This is a genomic window from Pseudescherichia vulneris NBRC 102420 (genome assembly GCF_000759795.1).
GTDB classification, from domain to species: Bacteria; Pseudomonadota; Gammaproteobacteria; order Enterobacterales; family Enterobacteriaceae; genus Pseudescherichia; species Pseudescherichia vulneris.
Genome location: NZ_BBMZ01000008.1, coordinates 332310 through 354602 on the forward strand (window position 1 = coordinate 332310; position 22293 = coordinate 354602).

The 22293-nt window shown below is 39.3% G+C and carries 22 protein-coding genes and 1 pseudogene; 21 read left to right on the forward strand and 2 right to left on the reverse strand.

Annotated features, from left to right (window positions below):
* Positions 1–99: 99 nt before the first annotated feature.
* A complete protein-coding gene (locus EV102420_RS22300; protein ID WP_131405999.1) occupies positions 100–456 on the forward strand; it encodes a hypothetical protein in 357 nt (118 codons plus the stop codon).
* A 137-nt stretch (positions 457–593) separates the two neighbouring features.
* Here EV102420_RS22300 and EV102420_RS07425 read toward each other — a convergent pair whose 3' ends face one another.
* The gene (locus tag EV102420_RS07425) at positions 594–1154 is read right to left on the reverse strand and encodes a hypothetical protein (RefSeq protein WP_042390492.1); all 561 of its coding nucleotides are present in this window, start codon (positions 1152–1154) and stop codon (positions 594–596) included.
* A gap of 53 nt (positions 1155–1207) precedes the next feature.
* On the opposite strand from EV102420_RS07425, the gene EV102420_RS07430 reads away from it, so the two are divergent.
* The 20 genes and pseudogenes from EV102420_RS07430 (at position 1208) to EV102420_RS07510 (ending at position 21817) form a co-directional block, all read left to right on the forward strand.
* Positions 1208–1735 carry a hypothetical protein gene (locus EV102420_RS07430; RefSeq protein ID WP_052512330.1) on the forward strand — a complete coding sequence of 176 codons (528 nt, stop codon included), beginning with the start codon at positions 1208–1210 and terminating at the stop codon, positions 1733–1735.
* Positions 1736–1796: 61 nt separating this feature from the next.
* Positions 1797–2192, forward strand: a complete 396-nt coding sequence (locus EV102420_RS22705; RefSeq protein WP_255211657.1) for a phage terminase large subunit family protein — start codon at positions 1797–1799, stop codon at positions 2190–2192.
* Positions 2193–2238: 46 nt separating this feature from the next.
* Positions 2239–2481 (forward strand): annotated as a pseudogene (locus tag EV102420_RS22865) (phage terminase large subunit family protein); the annotation flags it as partial.
* A gap of 39 nt (positions 2482–2520) precedes the next feature.
* Positions 2521–3582, forward strand: a complete 1062-nt coding sequence (locus EV102420_RS07435) for a terminase gpA endonuclease subunit (protein ID WP_370678337.1) — start codon at positions 2521–2523, stop codon at positions 3580–3582.
* 9 nt (positions 3583–3591) lie between these two features.
* A complete protein-coding gene (locus EV102420_RS07440; protein WP_052512331.1) occupies positions 3592–4137 on the forward strand; it encodes a hypothetical protein in 546 nt (181 codons plus the stop codon).
* On the forward strand, positions 4137–5627 hold the full coding sequence (locus tag EV102420_RS07445) for a phage portal protein (RefSeq protein WP_042390493.1): 1491 nt from the start codon (positions 4137–4139) through the stop codon (positions 5625–5627). The genes EV102420_RS07440 and EV102420_RS07445 overlap by 1 nt, the downstream gene beginning before the upstream one ends.
* Positions 5575–7416: a phage major capsid protein gene (locus EV102420_RS07450; protein WP_042390494.1), complete on the forward strand. Its 1842-nt coding sequence runs from the start codon at positions 5575–5577 to the stop codon at positions 7414–7416. The genes EV102420_RS07445 and EV102420_RS07450 overlap by 53 nt, the downstream gene beginning before the upstream one ends.
* A gap of 10 nt (positions 7417–7426) precedes the next feature.
* Positions 7427–7723 carry a hypothetical protein gene (locus EV102420_RS07455; protein ID WP_042390495.1) on the forward strand — a complete coding sequence of 99 codons (297 nt, stop codon included), beginning with the start codon at positions 7427–7429 and terminating at the stop codon, positions 7721–7723.
* A gap of 35 nt (positions 7724–7758) precedes the next feature.
* Entirely contained in the window at positions 7759–8160 is a 402-nt protein-coding gene (locus EV102420_RS07460; protein ID WP_131406000.1) for a hypothetical protein, read from the forward strand.
* A gap of 2 nt (positions 8161–8162) precedes the next feature.
* Positions 8163–9848 carry a hypothetical protein gene (locus EV102420_RS20860; protein WP_052512332.1) on the forward strand — a complete coding sequence of 562 codons (1686 nt, stop codon included), beginning with the start codon at positions 8163–8165 and terminating at the stop codon, positions 9846–9848.
* A complete protein-coding gene (locus EV102420_RS07470; protein ID WP_042390497.1) occupies positions 9848–12703 on the forward strand; it encodes a hypothetical protein in 2856 nt (951 codons plus the stop codon). Before EV102420_RS20860 ends, EV102420_RS07470 begins: the two co-directional genes overlap by 1 nt.
* 52 nt (positions 12704–12755) lie before the next feature.
* Entirely contained in the window at positions 12756–13223 is a 468-nt protein-coding gene (locus EV102420_RS22305) for a hypothetical protein (RefSeq protein ID WP_072015205.1), read from the forward strand.
* A 3-nt stretch (positions 13224–13226) separates the two neighbouring features.
* Positions 13227–13517 (forward strand): hypothetical protein, encoded by a 291-nt coding sequence (locus EV102420_RS07475; RefSeq protein WP_042390499.1) that lies wholly within the window; start codon positions 13227–13229, stop codon positions 13515–13517.
* Positions 13514–13885, forward strand: coding sequence for a hypothetical protein (locus EV102420_RS07480; protein WP_131406001.1), 372 nt, complete (start codon positions 13514–13516; stop codon positions 13883–13885). Before EV102420_RS07475 ends, EV102420_RS07480 begins: the two co-directional genes overlap by 4 nt.
* Entirely contained in the window at positions 13872–16313 is a 2442-nt protein-coding gene (locus EV102420_RS07485) for a hypothetical protein (RefSeq protein WP_131406002.1), read from the forward strand. Before EV102420_RS07480 ends, EV102420_RS07485 begins: the two co-directional genes overlap by 14 nt.
* Before the next feature lie 48 nt (positions 16314–16361).
* On the forward strand, positions 16362–16916 hold the full coding sequence (locus EV102420_RS07490; protein ID WP_042390504.1) for a hypothetical protein: 555 nt from the start codon (positions 16362–16364) through the stop codon (positions 16914–16916).
* A 1-nt stretch (position 16917) separates the two neighbouring features.
* Positions 16918–17562: a hypothetical protein gene (locus EV102420_RS07495; protein WP_042390506.1), complete on the forward strand. Its 645-nt coding sequence runs from the start codon at positions 16918–16920 to the stop codon at positions 17560–17562.
* A 2-nt stretch (positions 17563–17564) separates the two neighbouring features.
* Positions 17565–17984 carry a DUF6950 family protein gene (locus EV102420_RS07500; RefSeq protein ID WP_042390508.1) on the forward strand — a complete coding sequence of 140 codons (420 nt, stop codon included), beginning with the start codon at positions 17565–17567 and terminating at the stop codon, positions 17982–17984.
* On the forward strand, positions 17966–21490 hold the full coding sequence (locus EV102420_RS07505) for a phage tail tip fiber protein (RefSeq protein WP_077776501.1): 3525 nt from the start codon (positions 17966–17968) through the stop codon (positions 21488–21490). Before EV102420_RS07500 ends, EV102420_RS07505 begins: the two co-directional genes overlap by 19 nt.
* Before the next feature lie 51 nt (positions 21491–21541).
* Positions 21542–21817, forward strand: a complete 276-nt coding sequence (locus EV102420_RS07510) for a hypothetical protein (protein ID WP_255211658.1) — start codon at positions 21542–21544, stop codon at positions 21815–21817.
* Between the two features lie 11 nt (positions 21818–21828).
* Here the strand turns inward: EV102420_RS07510 and EV102420_RS07515 are convergent, their stop codons facing one another.
* Positions 21829–22275: a glycoside hydrolase family protein gene (locus EV102420_RS07515; RefSeq protein ID WP_042390513.1), complete on the reverse strand. Its 447-nt coding sequence runs from the start codon at positions 22273–22275 to the stop codon at positions 21829–21831.
* Between the last annotated feature and the right edge of the window lie 18 nt (positions 22276–22293).

Consider the following 22293-nt stretch of genomic DNA (forward strand, 5'->3'; position numbering starts at 1 on the left):
TTGAAGTATCTACCAAGACAAGGTATAGACGTAATGTAGTACTACTCGCATACAATACAGGCCGTAGTACCTGATCGGTTCTGAGAAGAGGATGCGAGGATGACACTACAGATCGTTGGTGTTGAGAATGCTGGAAGTATTGATACTGAACGAGTAGTTTTTAGGGTAGGTGGGGAACCAGTTGCTATCTGGAGCTATGCAGTACTGGATGGTGCGAATGATGATCCTGATAAATGCCGCCATGTATATTATTTCGATGATGCCAGCCCCTTTGCTACTTTGCGAGCAGGGGATAAAGTTTATCTTTATACTGGTAAGGGAGAAAATATAGTCGAACATAAGTTTAATCGAAGGGTGGCAAGTTACTATTGGGGACTGAAAGATAGTCTCTGGAAGAAGGGCGATAAAATAACTTTATTATTAATAGAACAGCGTACAGATAAAGTTGTTGAATAGAAGATATGTCCGTAACGTATTGGATGATGTTACGGACATAATGAATAGGTTCTCCGCCAAACTTCAGATGATCGCGTAGTTTAACCACCGCATGTTAAGCGTTGTTTGTGGCATTTTCGATATGCCCCGCACCGCACTTAGTAAATAACCACTCCAATTTTCTTAAATTCACACTTGCATTTACTTTGTTGAGAGCATTTGCAAATATTAAAAAGCTCATGAGTGCCTTTTAGTTTTGTTGTGACGTAACTATCCATGCGGTCAGAAGTTTCAGGGTCGCATAAAAGATAAAAACCTATGCCTACAAAACTTCTCTTTCTATATTCGCATTTTTTGATAGCTTTGATTTTATCTTTATCTTCCTTTAACCCCTTGATGAGGGCTGATGCCTTCTTAGTACATTTCACTTCGATAAAAATAAAACCTTTGGAAAACAAAGGGTCTTGTTCCCTTAAAACTAAATCTATTTTAACGTGGCTGCTATCAGGGAATAACATAGTGTCAAGATAAGCTGTTACTTCACGCTCAACAATATACTCATTTTTTTGATGAATGAAATGTGCAAACTTAATCTGGAACCATTTTTCCCAGTCATTGAGTTTATAAGAAATTACATAATGCATAATTTCTCGAACTTCCTTAGTTTTAAAAAACTCTTCAACTAAGTTAGATACCATATCAACATCGTAAACACGCATATGCTTTCCCTGCCTTTATAAATAGATATAAATCGAACAAAAAGGATTTTAAAATGAAAACATCTCTAAGAGCATTAGCGAAACAGTACGGATACGATGAGAGTACTGTACGCTCATGGGTTGAGAAGGGTATGCCAACAGGTAGTGATGATGAGTCCCGCAAATGGATCATTGATCAAGTTCTCAAACCGCTACGCAATACTAATACAAAAGAACGTATCGAACAAGAACGCCTTCAAAAGTTAACAGCAGAACGGCAACTGGCAGAGTTAGAGCTTGATGAAAAGTTAAAGACTGTAGTTAGTAGCCAATACGTTGAGCAAGTACTAACAGAATATCTTTTCCAAATTAAGACAAGTATTCGAGCAATACCTTCGAAGGTATATCTTGAGTTATTTGCAATGAGTGATGCTAAAGATATGCGAGATAAATTGAAAGAAGAAATTGACAGTACTTTGTACCAGTTAGGCTCAATGGAGTTTGAGCTACCAGAAGATATGGAAATCTTAAATGAACAATACGAACAAGATAAAGGTGACGGCAATCCTACAAAGGATACTACCGACAATTCGGCCACCTAAATTACAGAAAACAAGCGAATGGATTAGTAATGGGGTAGTTAAGTTTGTTGATGGGCCAAATATGGGCCTTGATTGGGTTCCATTTTCCTTCCAAAAAGAACCAATGGATATCGCACAGGAGCGATCCACAAAGAAGATAGTACTCCAGAGTTGTAGCCAGCTACTTAAAACTACAGTTCTTCAGTCAATAGCATTTGGAATCATGGCTAATGATCCCTGTAACTTTGCATTTGGTTCAAGTAGTGAAGCGGAAGTAAAGAAATTTAAGGATGGTAAGTTCCTTCCTGCTATTGAAACCAGTGAAGTACTTGCCCCTTTAGTTACTGATAAGAACGACAAGAACGCAGCGAACAACGCAAAACAAACGCAGCTCGTTAACGGTACTTTCATCTATTGGTTGAACCTTAACACGCCAGGTAATCTTAGAGGGATTACTTGCCGTTTGGTGTTGCTTTGACGAGGTTAGTAACGTAGAGATTACTGGTGAAGGTGATCCAATTAAGCTGGCTTCCGCCCGTACAAGTACCTTCGGTGATGATGCATTAGTAGTAGTTTCAAGTACTCCGCTCTACAAAGATGATCTGATTAACTCAGAATACAACCTGTCAGATCAGAGGCGGTACTTTGTTACTCACACTTGCGGACATGAATATACCCTTGAATGGGAACAAGTAGCATTCAGTTTTAAGCAATTAGATAATGGCAGGTCTATACCAGATTCAACAACTACTAAATTACTTTGCCCTCATTGCGAAGCAGAAATTGACGAGCATACGCGGCATCAAATGATTAATAGTGGACGCTGGATAGCAACTAATACAAAAGGTGAAAAGGGTGTAGTAGGTTATCAGATTAGCCGTATGTACTCACCACTTAATACCATTGAGGAAATGGTAAGTAAATATGCTGATGCACTCTATAATTTCAACCTTCAAACGTTCTATAACAACGAATTAGGCTTGCCTTTTGAGGATGAATATCAGAAGGAATTAGATATCCTTCAATTAGAATCATTACGTGAAGATGATTTTAGCCTGTACCAGATACCAGAAATTTTATCTGTATGTATTGGTGTTGATCAACAAAATGACAGGCTCGAGACTACAGTACTGGGATTTGATGAGAAAAATATATATGTACTTGGTCATGAGATCTTCTATGGTCATGACTGTACTAAATTGGAGTCTCCAGCCTGGAAGGAATTAGATGAATTTTGTAGGCAAGATTTTAGGACTGTTTCAGGCAGGATCGTACCTACACTTGCGGTGTTTATAGATAGTGGTAACGGTAATGCAACAGCAACGGTAAAACGGTTTACTTCACGCTGGCCTAAGTACCATCCGATCAAAGGTAGTTCTTCAACCACAAGTGAGCTATTCAAGTTAAGTACTCAGGCTGGTTACAAGTTGCAAGTACTAAATGTTCATCTTCAGAAGACTTCGATACGTAAACTACTCAATTTAATGTTATCAGAGAATCCAGGTGAAGCAGCTACACAGCTACGGTTTAGTTCTTCATTGCCTACTGATTACTTCGAGCAACTTTCATCAGAAGAACTTAAACCAGCAGGCGGAAAGTATGTATGGAGGTTAAAGAAAGGACAGACGCGAAATGAAACTTTGGACTGTTTAGTATATTCGATGATTGCAATAAGTTATTCATTGTCTGTGTTAGGTACTCAACCCTTCAAAAAATTACGTCAACATAAGACAAAATTGGTTGATATTAGTAAAGATGAACATACAAAAACAATAAATAAAGAAGAAGAACCAGAGTTACCACAAACTAAACCCATAACTAAACGTAGAAGGCAGGGGATGGGTAGTAACTGGTTCGGCAAACGATAAGGATATCAAATGGCAAACCTATTACCAGAAAAGATTTATATGGTATCAAATCCATATGAAATAAGCGTAAATGTACCCGCCAAAACACTATTAGTCATTAATTATCTCACGTCAGGTCAAAGCACGACATTAGATAATCAGGCATCTAATATTGATAAAACATTTTCGCTGCCATTAGCTATTAGTACAGGAAGTGAAAAACTCTTTTGTACTCAAATTACTGATGGCAATGCAACAAACTTTCAGAGTGAGGTAATTGATCCTACAAAATTTACCTCCGAATATGCAAGGCTTGTACGCCTGATCAATGAAATTGATGAGGTGATTGCGGCAAATATTGAAGGTGGCGGTAACTATCAAATTACAATAAACAATAAAACTTTAGTTAGGGAATCATATTCATCGCTTCAGGCAATGCGTGAACGGTATGTACTGCGTGCAAATGAACTATGGGGAAAAATGAATGGTAAACCAGCCAATGGAAATGGCAAGCCCTTCAAGAGTATTACCATTTTTCGAGATCCCAACTATCCAAATAGATGGGGTATCCGCTAATGTTTTGGAAAAAAGAAAAAAGACAAGATAAACCAAAAAAGAGTAATCAAAGAGCACAAACTCAATCAAGTACCTTAAAAAAGGATCTTCAGGCGGCACGTACTTCTCCCGTACTAAACTTCGGCTTCAATGCCAATAGTGGTGCGAATATCAACCTCCTTTTACTACGTACCTTACCAACAATGCGAGCGTACAGCCGTGAGGCTGTTCTTAAAAATCCTATTGGGCGTAAGTACATGAACCTCTCAGTAGATGGGGTAGTAGGTAGTGATGGGATTTATTGCAAACCAGCAGTAGAGCTTGATAAAAGTGATGAAGAATTACATGAAATTAATAAGCAGTTAGAAAAATTATTCGATAGATGGGCGTACAATGCAGAAAGTTTTAGTATTGATGGAGCACTATCTTTTGATCTTTTTCAACAAACTATTGAGAAAGTTCGTGTACAAGACGGCGAATGTTTTATCCGTATTCACAATATAGATGGTCAGATCAAGCTTGAAATTCTTGATGCAGCAAGACTAACGCAGGTTAACAATCAAGTACTTCCAGATAACACCTATATTAGTAACGGGATTCAATTTGATAAGTACCATAGGCCATTGAATTATTATTTCTGTAAGTACAATCCAGTTACTTATACTTTTGATACTGGTAATTATGAAGTTATTCCAGCAAGTGAAATTTGTCACTACTTTATAGCTGATGTTCAGGGCCAGGAACGCGGAACTCCCGATCTTGTTGCAACTTCAAAATTAATCGATGATCTTAAGAGTTTCACAGAGGCGGCTCTTACTGCAAAACGCGTTTCTGCTTCGACTATGGCCTATATTACAAATAGTAGTGATAATAGTCAGGTGAATTTGATTGACGGTGAAGAAGATACAATCACTCCAGTTTATACAGAGTACTTTGAACCCGGTTTTATTGGTGAGTTAGGTAAGAATCAGGATATAAAAACTATCTCTCCTACTAATGGTACAGATGGTATTAGTGAATTTACTACCGAGCTAATGAATCAAATTAGTATGGGGTTAAATGTCACTAAGCAAGCTCTGTTAGCAGATACCTCAAACGCTTCATTTAGTGCAGCACGTTTAACAGAAAAACTTCAGGCAACAACATTTCGTACCCGTACCAATGTTCTAATCAATAAAGTACTCAAACCAATTTATACAGCTTGGTTAATGAATGAAATGTTTAATAATAATAAATTAAATCTCAAATTTTCAGATTTTGAAGATCTGGTATGTGCTCGTTATATACCACAAAAACCTATCAGTTTAGATCCATTAAAAGACATTCAGGCAGAAATAGCACAGCTTAATGCAGGTTTGAAATCTAAAACTCAGGTCATTAGTGAAATGGGTGGTGATCCACGCGTTGTACTTGAAGAAATTGAAAAGGAGAGGGCAAATAATAAGGAAGTAGTCCAGGATGGAACTCAAGAACAACAAGAGGGAACTACAAGTACCCCACCAGGCGATTAATACTGAATCACGTACTATTGATGTAGCGTTTTGTAGTGAACAGCCCGTAGAGCGTGAAATTAATGGTGAAGTATATAACGAAATTCTTCTTTGTGGCCCAGACAATGTAGATTTACGCCGTCTTAATAATTCTGGGGCCGTACTTTATAACCATAATCGAGATCTATTGATAGGGGCTGTTATTGACTCACGCATCGATGTTGACCGTGTAGGCCGTGCAACCCTTCGAATTAGCAGTACTGCAAATGATGAATGGGACATGATTCAGGAAGGAGTACTTACACATATTTCTGTAGGGTATAACATTGATGATTACCGTATTGAAGGAAACAATATTGTAGTTACAAAATTCACTCCCTTAGAAATTTCTCTGGTAAGTATCCCGGCAGATACTAATTGTCAGGTCGGTAGAAGTATTGACGCATATGAAAACCTTAATGAATTGAATTTACTAAATAGTAACAGTGAAACAATTCAAGAAGGTGAACTCATGGAAGAGACACAGGAAATTATTGAACCTGTAATTGAAACGAAAGTTATTCAAGAAGAAGTACAGGAAGTTGAAGTACTCAAAGAAGAAGTAGCTACCCGTTCAGAACAAAGTGATGAAGAGCTATTAGAAATTATCTCTAATCGTCCTGAATTACTAAATAAATTAACTAAACAAGAAACAGCCGTAGAAGAACCAGTAATTGATAACTCTGCTGAAGTAGAACGTCAACAAGAACTTACTTCAATCGGTAAAGTACTCAATATTGATGTATCGGATGCCATTGCTAAAGGAATTAGCGTCACCGATTTCAAACGTCAAATTAATGATAACAAAAATTCTGTTAATGATAAGGATATCAAAACAATGGAAAAAAACTTAATTAAGGATATGGTACGTGCTATTAAAACTGGCGATGTATCTGCACTCGATCAATATCAACGTGGTGCAAATGGTTATGTACGTGCTGTAGTACCATCTACTAATACCACTACTGCGGCTGGCCTCGTAGCTGAAGACCTACAAGATCAGTACATTCCTGAACTACTAAAACTATCTGTACTTGGTGAACTAAGCCCAACTGTTTATAGTGGTCTTGCAGGTCGTGGTACTCTATCCATCCCTAAAGCTGATGGTGTTGCACAAGTTTTCAAGTTCTATAGTGAAGGTGAAGAAGTACAGGATTCATTCGCATCTTTCAGCAAAGTAAATTTATCTCCAAAAACATTTGCTGGTGCTATTCCCGTTTCTAAAACTGCAATTCTTACTGCACCAAATATTGAATCATTTGTTCAGGCAGAACTACTACGCTATGCAGCTCAGGGTTTAGAACAATCCGTATTTGATAAAATTGCTGCTGCTGCTCCGGTAGTTAAAACCTCTGCTGTAGGTGCATTAACTGAAAAAGATGTTCAGGGTGCAATCGCCTCTCTGGGTACTGCTAATGTTGATGTTCGTCGTTGCAAAGCAGTAATGAACGCAAAAACACTATCTAAAATGCGTCTAACTCCAGTACTGGGAAACAGTGCAGGTCTTGCAATGGTAGAAGGTCATCGTGCAGAAACTATGTGGCTAAACGATGAAGTACCGGTAGTAGTATCTGAATTTATTGCTGATGATACTATCCTGATCGGTCAATTTGATAATGTTCTAATCGCAAGCTGGCAGGGACAAGAAGTCGATTATGACGATACTACTTATCGTAGTTCTAATACTGTTGTTTATCGTGTGTGGGACTATAGCGATGTTGCCCTTGTACATACTGAGGCATTTGTACAACTAAAAATTAAAACAGCTTAATGGTGAATAAATGAGAGCATTTTTTAGTAATTCGCAATGCGAATCCCTACTTAATGCTTTCGCGGAAAATCTCGTCATTGTTCAGGATGGTAAATCAATAACTATAAAAGCCATATTTGAACAAGACGATATTTTTTTTGAAGGAGTTCAGGTTACTATTACATACTTCACTGCAAAGTCTGGTCTGAAACTTAACAGTACATTCTCTATCGATAATACAGAATACAAAATAAATAGAATTGAAGATGACCTAAGCGGTCTATCAAATTATCACTATATAAAAAATATCGATTTAGGGGATATCTAATGTTCACGGCAGACTATGCAATCAGAAAACATCTGATGAATAAATTAAGTAATTTTATAAACCTTCAACACCCCTCGAAAGCTTCAGTAGATAAAAACGCAATGGTTTATATTGGCGACAGTAACGTTACACGTACTCAAATCTCACGAGCAAATCACATTCAGAGTGGGCAGTTAGTACCCGATGATGTACGTTATTTAAGTGAGTTCAGGGTTGAATTTGTATCAGTAGGGCAAAGTTTCAAAGGTGCTTCTGATGAAGTTGAAAAACTTCTCGCAGCACTTTTTACACCAGATTTTTTTGATGAACTTGATAGTACTTTGGCAATGGCTATTTTCAATATTCGTATTGAAGAAAGTTTAATGACGAATCAGGCAGAAGCCACAGATACCCCATACGTACATACACAAACAATTTCATTTAGTTATGGGGAATAATTATGGGACAAATTTTTACAGGTAACTTAACCTCAGTATGGGTGAATACCGATACAACCAATACCGATCCAAACTCAAAATCATTTAGTCAGGTACAAGATCTTTCAGCATTCCCGAGCTTCGGTGAAAGTACTGCAAGCCGAACAGTAGAGACGTACAACACTGAGTACACATACAAAGCTATGGGTGAAAGTACCTATCAGGACATGACACTACAGGTGAGTTACGTACCCTCAGTACATAGTACTCTCGATGCTCTTGTAGACTCTCAGGAACTGGTACAGGTCAAAGTAGAGATGCCAGATGAAGGTACTAACGACACTACGATTAACTATGCAATGTACAATGGTTATTTGGTATCCCGTACCGATACTTCTGATTACGATAACGTTGTTACCCGCTCATATGTGTTCTCACCTAATGCATTAGTATCTTCAGGTATCATCGATCAGTCTCAGGTTGAGTTATACCGTGGTAACTGGGGTATAGGTTCTAACGGGGCCGAGTTCAGTAGTTACCAGGGCCGTGACGGTAACGCATTCATCAAAGTTCCTTCAGCTTCTTCCAGAACTGGTACTGATATGCTTGGGATCTCTAACCTGGATGCAGGTTATGGTACTCAGCTCGTAGTATCGAAAACTGGTACGCCGGTTATCGATGTACGTAACTACTCCAGTGCTTCTATGGGTGCCTGGTACAAGGTCTATACCAGTGCAGACAAACCTACACTGTCAGAACTTGGTGCAGCAGCCGCCAGTGATCTGGCAGGGTATGTACCTGTCAGCCGGACAATCAACGGCAAGATACTTAGCGGTAACATCACACTCTTAGCCGCTGATATCTCTGATGTGTACTCAAAGACACAGGCAGATGCCAAGTACTTACCAAAGATTTTCCAGCTTAACGGACATGCACTATCAGGTACTTCACTGAACCTCGTAGCGTCAGATATTTTAGATGTTTATTCACAGACTCAAATTAATACTAACTTTGTTGCAAAAAGCGTTACTGTAAACGGATTACCACTGACAGGTAATATTACTCTAACGGCAGCACAGCTAACGGATATGGCGAGCCTAAGTTATAGTAATAGTAATTACGTGCCGAAAACTTTCTTAATTAATAATAAGCCACTATCTGGTACTAATATTCAGTTAGTTGCCGCCGATATTTCGGATGTATATTCACGTTCTCAGGCAAATGATCTCTTTGCCCTGCGTATTACTACTGTTAACGGCTATCCATTAAGTTCTGCTGTTAACCTTAACTTTAATGATGTTGGTACTTATTCGAAAGCACAAATTGATGCAAAAGATGCAGCATTACAGGCAAATATTGATACTAAAGTTACCATTACTCAGGATATTAAAAACCTAAATACCGTTAATGAAACCTTAGAACTTGATATGTCAGACGGTAAACGTACTTTCACTGCTACTTTGTCAGTACCGAATACTCAACTATCAATTATCAATGCTGGCGGTAATAAGAACAGTCAGACAATAACTGTATGCATTACTCAGGGTACGGGTGCAAATAAAATAGAGTGGCCGAGTAATGTGAAATGGTCTTTTGGTCGTCCTCCAGTACTGACATTCTCTAAAGATTCAACAGACATATTTCAATTTTTATCCGTAGACGGGGGCAGTACCTGGTACGGCTCACTCCAATTGGCGGATTTACACTAATGATTAGAAAAAGCAATATAAACAATGGCCTACAGATGATTGAAGGGCATCTGAAATTTTTAGACCGAAACACTGGATTAACTACTGATAATAAGACACAGCATTACATTTTAAATCCTGATTTTATCATCGCTAACAACAGGCATTTCATCGCGGAAACAGGTTGGGAAGCCCAGCCTGAAGGAGATTCACCCACAGAAAGTGAGGCTTTAGCAATCCTTGGTGCAATTTATGCTTATCAAGCCACAAAGCAGCCTCACTATCTGGAATTAGCGAAAAATTTTTTTAACGGTTATCACAAAGGTTACTACAGAGGGGTAGCGTTCCCAGATCCGCCGGATGGATCTCTACGTTGCAACTGGATATGTAATGGTAAAGCTCCAGTACTGGCCCATTACCCATTAGATCCTGAATACCCCACTCATGGTGGATTCAAAGGGGTACTGTTCAACTGGACTAACGGACGTACTCAAATACCTCATGGTTCTCCAAACTACGGAGAGTACTTAGATGCTATATGGTTTGCCTTTCCAGAACGTGCCTCATTGGGCTGGAACCAGGTAAACGCAACCGTGTATACATGGGATTCAGAAGGTAGTACTGACTGGAACAACAAAGCACCTACCTATGACGTAGATTGGATCGTAGACCGTACAGGCCGCAAGGTAGATAGTAATGGTGATGTACTGGAAGCTGGGCTTACAAGTGAGATCGGTACAGTACAGCTCAAGGATACTTCTATCAATGGTATGTACCGCTTCAACTATGCAACCCGTAACCCGGTAGAACATGGTGGTTATCTCTTAGGACGTAATGAACGTTGGCACAATAGACCCGTACATGTACCTATCGATAACTATGGAGATCTTGATTTCGCTGATAATGCTTCCGACGCTGAATTGTGGTTCTGTCAGGCCAGTAAATTACTCTGGGATATCACAGGAGATCGGCAGTACTGGTTAGCGTGGCAAAACTCTTTGATTACATGTATTGGGTACTCAGACATTGATAAGTACGATCAGTTTTTCCGTAAATCTACAGCAGCGAGTACACCGTTCACAGATGGAATCAGCTACTCCTACTACTACCCACGCGAACAGGCCGCTACATACTCACGAGATGAGCAAGGGTTCATTGTCATCAATCAAAGTGCAACAGCTCAAACTACGTTAGAACAGCAATCAATATGGTTTAAGTTCAAGAATACCAGTAATTTTTATGTTGAATATGGCGGTGTAGATACCTCTGGTAGTGCTTTAAGTCTTGCAGTATCACTAACAGTTAATAAAACGAAAACAGAAGAGGGTGCTATTAAGTACCGTTGCGGTCTGCCAATCACTACTACAGATGGCAGCATTACGGCGATGAATGTACCAATGAATCATTTTACACGGGTCAGTAAACCAGACGGCGGGCAATACCTTACAGCCGATCTACGTATGATTAGTGATTATGGTTCTAATACTGTTACCAAGTTTGAGTACCAGTCAGGTATTGCAGGCAAGTGCTACGATAATGTTGTTACAAGTACTATGGACAGTGACGGCGGTATGGTTGTTGGTTTCTGGATTTTTGATAATGAGAAACAGGATATTGGTACTTTCACATATCGCAGCTATAACGATAATTTTAATTTTCGTATTAGCGATGATAACAACTGGCGTTGGTGGGCTATGTTACCAGCAACTAATGGTGAATGGGTTACAAAAGTATTTTCTATCACGGATTTTAAACTTAATAGTTACCAACCAGATCATCCATTAGTTACAGATCCAGAGGATGGGGCAGAAATTCAACCCGACCCAATTCCGGCTTCACCAACACTGACGGGTAGAGAAGATTTTACGTTACTACTTGATGATGAACCTGTAGATGGCGTATCTGGACGTATTGACTGGTATTGTATTAATGATTTGCCAGAACTATATGATGATGGCGGTACGGGTGATTATTCGGTACTACTAAGTTTAACTTTCAATGATAGTACAGGTAATGGTTATACTGCCCGCTTGGGTGATTGTACAATCAAACAATACATGCTTGATAGTCTCGCATATACACCAGGTCTAATACCATTCAGTAATATTACAGATCCATATGCACAGCTTTATTCTGGCTGGAGGGGATTACCATATCCGGGGTATCAACTGCCCGCTATATGGTGTTTTAAAGGCACTCCAATTGATGAAGTGAGACTAAATAACAGTATTAAATTCCTCTGTGATGCACAAAACTGGTTTACTAATAAGTTCAAGCCCGTATTACCTGGCCCATGTGCTCAGGCTTTTGTTTGGAATAGACAAGACGCATTAGCGTACTTACCAGATGGTGAGGAACCAGATACGTTTCTCATGCAGCACTGGTATGCAGAAGCCTGGTCAGGTTATGAACCTCGTGCCTTTTTTGCCGGATGTGATGTAGTACATGAACTTTATCAACGTGGTGATTATGCGATACCTCAGAACATCATTATGTACTGCCTGAACTGGATGAACTACCTAAAGTGGTTCATGAAAAACAATGATGGTCATGCACCAACGTATTTTAAAGATACTGGTGAAGTACTTTACGATGGTTTTACAGGTCATATGTCCGGGTTATGGTTAGCAGGTGCTTCAATGATGGCTATTGCTGGTTATCCAGATCATGAGCTATTAGATTTGTTGTTTACAGAGATTCAAAATAACTACGATGTAATTACACCAAATCATGTAATGAATGGTTGCTGGAGTCCAGCTATCAGAAGCGGTAATGAGACAACAGAACAAAATAATAGTATGTACTTTGGATTCTATACAGGGGAACTACTCAGAGGTTTAGGGCTTTATATGAAGTACTACAACCTTTATATATAAATAAGAAGAAGGGGTGAAAAGGAATTTCACCCTAAATTTAAAGGAATAAATTATGTTTAATTCAATTTTTGTTGGTAACAACGTTAAGGTAGAAATCGCTGATGCACCAGTAGGTGGCGGCCAGGCTACTTCTTTTACAACCGTCGAAGATGTTAGTGCGTTCCCAGCCGCAGCAGGGGCAGAAAGTACCGTTGTGAGTGTGAATGTTTTTGGTGAACAATATGCAAAAAAATTAGTTGGTAGTCGTAGCGTACCTGATCTTAACCTTTCAGTACTATGGCGTCCGGGTGCAGTAGGCCAGGAGAAACTTGCCGCTGCTGCAACTTCCCAGCAACTGATTCAAGTTAAAGTAACCTATTATCAAAATCCAGGTTTTACAGGTTCAGCTTATTATTCTGTAGTGAATGGGTATGTAAGTTCTGATGCAATCTCTGGAGATTTTGACAGTGCTGTTAATCGTGATTTTGTTATCTCTGTAACTGGTGCTCCAGTAGCTACTGGTGAACTGTCTGGAGAATAATGAATGAACTTTGATAATTTAATGGAAGTTATTGGCGTAAAACTTACCCCATTCAAACTTACTGAAGAAGTTACAGTTTATATCAAACTACCATCAATTAAAGATAACGCAGAAGTTGCTGATCCATTCAAAGCTATTTTTTATTGTGTAGTGGATGAGTCTGGTAAACAAATCTTTGATTCAGCAGAACAAGTAGAAAAAAATGTAGACCTAACTATTCAGTTAAAGCTGAATAATGAAGTTGGTCGTGTTTTTGCCGAAGCATTCAAACCGGAAGACGTAGAGGTAAAGTGAGACGCGATCCGATTTTAAAATTGGGCCTATCTCTACTTAATAAAAATGGGTGTGGTGTGGAAGAACTCTGCACCATGCCCATTTTGCTTTTTTACTATCTCTTAATTTATAACGAAACAGTAAATCCTGATTCTGCACAGATAGAACAGATTCGACATACAGAACTACTACAGGCTATATGGTTGAGTACTGGTAATATAAAAAAGGAAGATATTCATAAATTTAATATTCACGAATTGGATTCTTTGAATTTAGTGTCTAACCAAACACTGGCAGAACGACAAGTAGAAAGAGAGAAGCGGATCGCAGAACAAAATAAAAATAACATGCTCACATGGATGGGAGTAAAACCAAATGGCACAAAATAATACACAGGCAATGATATTTGAAATCAGAGGTGATGAATCTGGTTTACAAAGATCATTAAAAAATGCCGCAAATAGTATCGGTGATTTTAGTAACAGGGCCGGGGGTTCATTCTCTGGTATTACTGCTGGTTTATCACAAACACAAATAGCTGTAGGTAGTTTAGCTGGGGCAGTTGGTGTAGCTGGTTTAGCAATTGCTGGTACTATGGCAAAAGTAGCAGCTCAATCAGAAAAGGCTTTTGAAATTTTCCAGGCTGGTTCTTTATCTCAAATGGGTATTACTCAACTACAGCAAATGGCTAACATATATGCGACTGTAGGATTAACTATTGAGAATATTGCCGATCAACAAAAAGATTTAAAAGATCGTATTGGTGATGCATTGACAAATGGGGCAGGGTCTTTTTTGACCGACGTGGTTCAACCATTGAGATTAAATATTCTTGAATTACAAAAGATGGCAGATGCTGGCGAAGATGTTTATGCACATATCTATTTCGCTGCAAAAGCTCAGGGTTTAAGTGCTTCTCAGATGGTCAATATGTTTGAGACTATGGGTAGTGATGCAGCCAAAAGGTTAACAGTACTCAAGCAATACAATAGCGAACAGGAGTACAATAATAATTTAAGTACTCAACAAGTTCAGTTAACTGAGGAACAAAGTACAGCATTTGAAAAATATCGTGAAAGTACTGCCACATTATCTATCGCTTGGGAAAAATGGAATAACTCTGCGATTGCACCGATTGCAAGTAATCTTGCTGATATTTTAAATTTAATGACTCGTATCCTTAATAGTAAACCCGTTGCCGCCGCAGCCGCTGCTACCGGGCAAGAGGGCTTAGATCGCGTCAAAAACTATCAGCAAGGTTTTCAACAAAACTTACTCAAAAATAGTTCTATCTTTGGACAACAGTTAGCAGAACAAAGTGAAAAAGATTCGATGCAGCTTAATAATAATTTAAGTTTTGCCGTAGGGTTAGCACAGGCCAATTTAGATAATCTGAAGAGTACTATTGCTGATTACAGTAAGGGCGTTGAGAAAAGTACTATCACTGCCTCAATGAAAACTTTCCAGACAGCGAAACAGGCTACTCAGGATTCTATCGATGCTCTGGATGTACAGTACAAGCAGACCAAGGAAGCGATTGAGAAGAGTGTACTTAAGGCTTACGGTGGTAATACTAAAGCCATGCAGGCCGATATCGATACACTTAGTGAAGGTTACAAAAAGAAACGTGCAGATCTTGTAAAAAGTCTAACTGCTGAAGAGGACAAGGCCGCCGACGCCGCCAAGAAGAAAGCAGAGGCTGAAGGGAAGAAGGCTGAAGCAGCTCAGAAACAGGCCGACGCAAAACGCATCCAGGCACAGAAGGTATTACAGCAAACCCTAACCGCTATCGCCGGTACTGGTGCTCAGGTACAGGTACAGCAGTTCACTGAACAACAGAACGCTATCGAAACTCGTATCCGGGACAGTGCAAAAACGTTAGGTACATCTGAAGCAGAAGTTACAGAGATGCTGAAGGGTCAATACGAGTCTCGTAAGCGTATGTTCAAGGAAATGACGGAATCTATGTTGAATGAGTCCGATCCCAAGAAGCTGGCACAGAACATTGCCGCTATCGGTGGGAACAACATCAACGGTACTCAACTTTCAGACATACAGAACGCACAGGATGAACGCCTTGGTATAGACAGTACCAGTCCGTTCCAGATGACAGCCGGGCAAAGTACCCTCGATAAGATCAGTACTGACGGTCAGGCAGAACTTGCACTTAACCAACAACTATACGAAGCCAAGCTTCTTGGGGATCAGGAGTATCAAGATCGTATGTTAGCAATCAATGATGCCACCAGTAATAAGATCGCTCAGGCAAACACTGATGCTGCTAACAAGACCCTCAGTATGTACGCAACTGGTGCTGAAAATCTCGGTACTATGATGGCCGGGGCTTTTGGCGAGTCGAACGCCGCAGCCGTTGCAAGTTTCGCGATCTCCAAAGGCGTAGCCGTGGCCCAGAGTATGATCAACATACAGCAAGGTATAAGTGAGGCAATGAAGCTCGGTTGGCCCCTGGGTATCCCGGCTGGACTCAAGGTTGCAGCGGAAGGTGCAAAGATTATGAGTACTATCAAAGGTACTAAGATCCAGGGTCAGGCTCATGACGGTTGGGACTCACTACCCAGTACTGGTACGTACAATCTTGAAAAAGGCGAGCGTGTAGTAGGGAAGTCTCTAAACCAGGATCTTACAAAGTACTTGAGCAATCAGGGAAGTAGTAGTACTGGTGATATTAAAATTGATGCCCCGTTAATTATCCAAAATGCTGGAGAACTTTCAGATAGTAAGTTTCAGGAAATGTGTGACAGGCACGCTGATACTTTAGTACAGGTAATTCGTAAATCTCAGAAGAAAAACGTATAAATACAATGTAGCCCACAGGACGTGGGCTTATTAATAAAGGATTATTAAATGTTTAATAACGCATTAATCAGCGAATATGTACTATCTGATAATATTCCACAATATCAAAATCAAACATGGTCGGGTGAGACTATTACCCGTATGGTTGGAGTACAGTACTATACCCTGAGTTTTAAAGTAACCCTAAACAAAAAGTACCGTAACGAGTTAGCAAACTTCTATGCTTCATATGCGTATGGCAAGCCGTTCGATATGTCATTAGGGTGGTGGGGTTCATATACTGGTACTCAAACATCTGGTATCCAGGCTACCGGGGCAAGAGCTGCCGGAGCTACTTCTATTGCCGTTACACAAAATACTTTAGAGATTGGTAGTTTAGTACAATTCAATGGACACAAAAAACTATATAGAGTTGTCGGTAACGATGGTTACACCATTACTATCTTCCCAGGCTTAACGAGAGCCATCCAGACAAGTGAAGTACTCATGTACGATAACTTACAAGGTTCTTTTATCCTAACGCCTCAGAACGCTACCTATCAGCTTCCAAGTACTAACGTTATTGAAGTGACAATTCAAGCCACCGAAAACATCAGGGGGTAATATGTCAATTCCAAATAATGTACTGAATAATCCAGTACTGGTGAACTACTGGAACATGATGAGAGGGGATAGTAAAAGTACTCTTACAGAGAAAGAACTATACCAGTGTGGGATTATGGTTAAGTTGATAGACCTGTTACCAGCTCAGGGAAGTAATATCTATCTTACAGATTCTATTGCAGACCAAAACTATAACGGGATTGTTTATCAATCTGTACCGGACTTTCTTGATTCAAGCTTTGCAAACTATGTAGAGAAGAACCAGATTAACAATAATGGTACTTCTTTCAAGGTTAGTAATGTTAGTCAGGATTATCTATCGATGGCACTACGTGGCCTTTGGAATGATGCAAAGGTTAATATCTGGATGGGTATTGTTAATCCTGCTGATGGTTCGATTCTTTACGCCTATCGAATCTTTAGTGGTTATGTGGATTACTTTAGCTCAGATTTTAGTATGCAGGGTACAGATACTACCAATACAACGACAGTTACACTGAATAGTATCTGGAAAAAATTAGATCAAACTCAACGGTTACTATCAAGTACAAGCATTCATCAAAGTACTCATGCTAATGATCACTTTTTTGACCTAATTAATATTCTCAACGCGAGTGAGCAGAACTGGAAGAGTAGTAAGAAATAATTATGAAAAATGGATTTATAACAGAGTATCTTAGTACTTTGGCAGGGAAGCCATTAGTTTATGGTGAGAACGATTGCCACGTTATGGTACTCACAGTAATTGATATGATCACAGGTTCTGATTACCGTGATGAAATATATCAGAAATACAATACACCAACAGCAGGTAGAAAATATGCAAAAGAACATTGCTCATTTCCTACATTACTCGGGTTATGTAAAGAGAAAGGCGAATTAGTTAATGAACCATTAGACGGGGATATTATTATTGCATCAGGCCATAGTACTGTGTACTGGCGGGGCAAGGTAGTAGTACTTTCAGAAGATAAAACTAAATATATCGTTTCTTATTTCAACCCGGATCAAAAACAAAAAATATACAGATTTACGGGGAGTAATAAACAATGGCTGTTGCAGCATTAGGAGTAGCATTAATCGCCGGGGCAAGTGCAGCGGCTGCGGCTTATGCAGCAGGACTATCAGTACTGGCAATTGTGGCAGTAGGTATTGGTACTGCGGCATTATCTTACATTTCATCTTCACAGATGATGAGCATAGGACAATCTGGTGTTTCATATCCCAGTACTGGTAGTAGTAACGCCCGGTCAACGAGTCCCAGTACTGGTATACCCATCGTGTATGGCGGTACTAACCGGAACAACCTTGATCCAGCCTATACCAAGGTAGGATCGATCGTGGTCTGGCAGAACGTACCTCAGGGAACGTCTAACCAGCTCTGTACGGTACATGCAATTAGTATCAGTGAGATAGGTTTAGAGCCAGGTGCCGGTACTGCTGGCGGTGGAGTTATCAAACAACTGTACATTGATAACGCACCAATACTTGTTGATGGAGCATTCATTACCGCCGAAGGGCAACTACCCCAGTCAATGTTATTACCGAAATTTAGAAATTATCTACAGATTGAAGTACGTTTCGGAAAACCTTCTTACGGTGGTTCAATGACATTAGCACGTCAGTATGGCGGTAGTCGCTGGACTGATGATATGCGAGGTGATGGTTTAGTACAGATTTGTACTGTGATTAAAAAAACTAACGATTCATTAATTGATGGTATTTTAACAAACATGAATTACACCCTCTCAGTAGAGATGAAAGGGAGGCTAATTTATGACCTAACAGATAATATTAAAAAACCAAGTTCAAACCCACCAAGCCAGATTTATGACTTTATTACGAATACAGAGTTTGGATTTGGACTAAACCCAAGTGATATTGATATTACAAGTTTTCGTAATATGGCTAACTACTGTAAGGCAAACCACTTTTATTCAAATGGCTCTATTCAGTATGATAAATCCTACAAAGAAAATATTGAAGCGATGTTAAGTACTTTCGGTGGTGTTCTGTATGAATCAAACGGTGTACTTTATCTTACCGTAGATGCACCAGATCTTCCAGTACAGCATTTTGATGAAAGTAATATCATCGGTAGCGTCAACATTACTACAGGTACTAAATCGGAATATGTTAATACGATGGATAGTACTTACACGAATCCCGAGAATGACTATTCAGAAGATATTATTCGTTTTCCAAGTGATGCAATCAATAACGATACAGTAGTAAAAGATGGCTATATCATTAAGAAAGATTTGAACTACAAATGGATTCAGGACAAAACTCAGTTAGCAACACTAAGTAATATTGAGCTATTAAAATCAAAGTACATTCACAATACAATCACTTTTAATACTTACATTACTGATATGAAAGTATTTGATGTTTTCACCATCAGTTTTAAAGAAGCTGGTTTTGAAAACAACAAGTACCGGGTAGTATCTCGTACTGTACCAATGACAGTAGATAAGACGGGTATCATTCAGATTACTGCAATCTCGTATGATGATGGTATCTATCAGGGTAAAGATCCGGGACGATTCCCACAGGAAGGGCTAACCAACCTACCGAACCCAACCTATGTTGCCCCACCAAGCAACCTAAGAGCACAGCGTTTAGGTGCTACGGCTTCTGGTAATGCGGTACTACTCTCATGGGATCTGAGTCAAGATACCTCAGTACGTGGTTACAAGATTCGGTACAAGCGTAGCGATTCAACTACCTGGATCAACATTGGCAACGTAGGCCAGTACTCAACCAGTTTCGAGATTTTGAATCTTGTATATGGTGTTCAGATTGATTTTGGTATCGAAGCGTACAATACCCTTGGTTATTCATCAGAGTTAGTTGCTATCTACAACCAGATGCCACAAGTCATCTTTGCACTACCGAAGATTACTAATCTGGATATGGTGAATGATGATTTAAGCTTAAACCAAACATATGCACAAGATTTCATATTTCAGTGGGATGATCAAAGTTCTACAGTAGTAAACGGTAAAACCTTTGCAGACTTCTTTAAGTACTATGAGATCCGCGTATATGACCGTTACCGTAAGTATATTAAATCGTACTATACAACTACCAATACCTGGACATATACCTTTGCAATGAATACGAGTGATGGTCTAAACCGTTATAGAGTATTCGGTATTATTGCACACGGCTGGGGTACTGGTATCTACTCAGAAGAAGTGCAGATTGAAGTAAGCAACCCACAACATCCACAATTATTGGGTATCAACCTTAAGAGCGGTTTTGACTCTGTATTCATTGACTGGACAGAATCTAACGTACCGGATTATGCAGGTATTGTAATGCAGATCGCCAAGGATGAGGGATTTAGCTCAGGCTCTAAGTACTTCAGCTCTACTAACCGCTATAGTACTTCATTTGGAATTGAGGACGGATCTTGGTATGCACGCGTGGCTGCTCAAGACGTGTTTGGAGCCGATGAACTTGTATGGTCGCCAACTATTGGTTTTAACCAGAACACGAAAGTACCGTACAGTAAGCTTAATGATGATGTAGTTGATAATCTTCTAAAAAGTGATGTTGCTACTGGTATTGTTGAGAAACAGATCGTAGATGAGCTTGGTTCACGCTGGCAGGTACAAGTATCCAATAATGGTAACGTAACAGGTATCGCATTAGCAGCAGATGAAAAGGATTCTGTGTTTACGGTTATGGCAGATCGCTTTAGTATCATCAGTACTGATAGTGCCAAGCAGAGTGATAAGGTTTACCCATTTGTAGTACAGAACGGAAAAACTTTTATTAATTCGGCAGTTATTGCCACGGCATCGATCAATGAAGCTATGATAAATGATCTCAGCGTCTCACGAGCGAAGATACAAACTGCCGCTATCGATAGTTCCAAAATAGCACAATTGAGCGTACAAAATTTTCACCTTCAAGATGGTATTATTGATTCAGCTAAAATATCCCAACAGCTACAAAGTGCTAATTGGAATGGTTTTTATGGCTGGATGATGAATAAGGATGGGTCTGCATATTTTGGTAATGTCACTGTTAGAGGTAATATTCAGGCAACATCTGGTACTTTGGATAACGTAACTATCAATGATAGCTGTACCATTAAAGGTACTCTATCTGCTGCAAGAATACTTGGTGATCAGTGCAGACCACAAACAAGTGGGGTAGAACGTAGCCCAAACATCTGGGGTACTACACCAGTAGCTGGAAGGCTTTATACCGCCTTAAGAATTAATGGTGAAGACTTTGACCGAGTTTTGAATAGTAATATCCACCTGATTTTTGGTGCATGGAAATGGAACATGTTTCAGGTTTTCATGGGGGGTGATGGTCTTGCTAATCAGTTAATCTGGTCATTTGATGCAGGTACTGGCGGTAAATATGCACCGAAAACCTTTGATGTTGATAATCTCATTATTCCTGCGGTAGGTCGTGGAAGGATGAATTACATATACGTAATGGCATCTGATGATCGTACTGGTAGTTGTGGTATTGGTATCGGTAAGGTTGTGGATGATCGATTAGATATCATGTTGTACCGTGCGGGTGAGAATCCAGTAAGTAATGCATAAATAATATGGGGTGAAAACCCCATTCCAATAATAATAAGAATAAAGAGGTACATGATGGATATTGGAACTATCGTATCACTGGCTATTGCGGGGGTTGCACTACTTTGGTCAATCTACCGTGATAAAAGTTCAGATACAGAAGATCTTCAGAAAAGAGTAAGTACTATTGAGACTAAGGTTGTACTTGCAGAAAGTACTATCGAACGCCTTGAGACAGAACAAGACGAAATGAAGAAAATGCTAAAAAGTCTGGAGAATCAAATTAACCAGATGAACTTAAAAGTTGAAAAGATTTTAACAATTTTAGAAAACACAAAAGGGGCTTAAGCCCCTTTTTATTATTTGTTGATTAGATGAGAAACCATATCACGTACACGGAATGGTGTTTGTGCATTCCATTTAGAATCCTGAGCTTGAAGTACTGCTTCACGATAATTTTTCTCATTCAATGCGGCAATCATTTTTTTAAAATTCTTTACTCCATTGATCCCTAACTGGAAGGTCATGAGAATTAGAAAATCATTCCAATCGGATGGTACATCAATCCCTAATGATTGTACTTGAAGTACCGCATTTGCTAAATCTTTTGATAGTAGTTTGTCGGCTTCTTCTTCAGTAAGCCCCTTTGAATAATCTTCCCCTTGTTTAATGAGATGACCATAACCTACAGTCATTTTACCCAGCGAATCCGCATAAGGGTAAAACTTACCATCTCTAAAGTACTTGAACTTTGCCTGATACTCTTTTGTACCTTCATAGATTTTTAATCGTTCTTTTAATTCCATTTATGTAATTCCTAATAA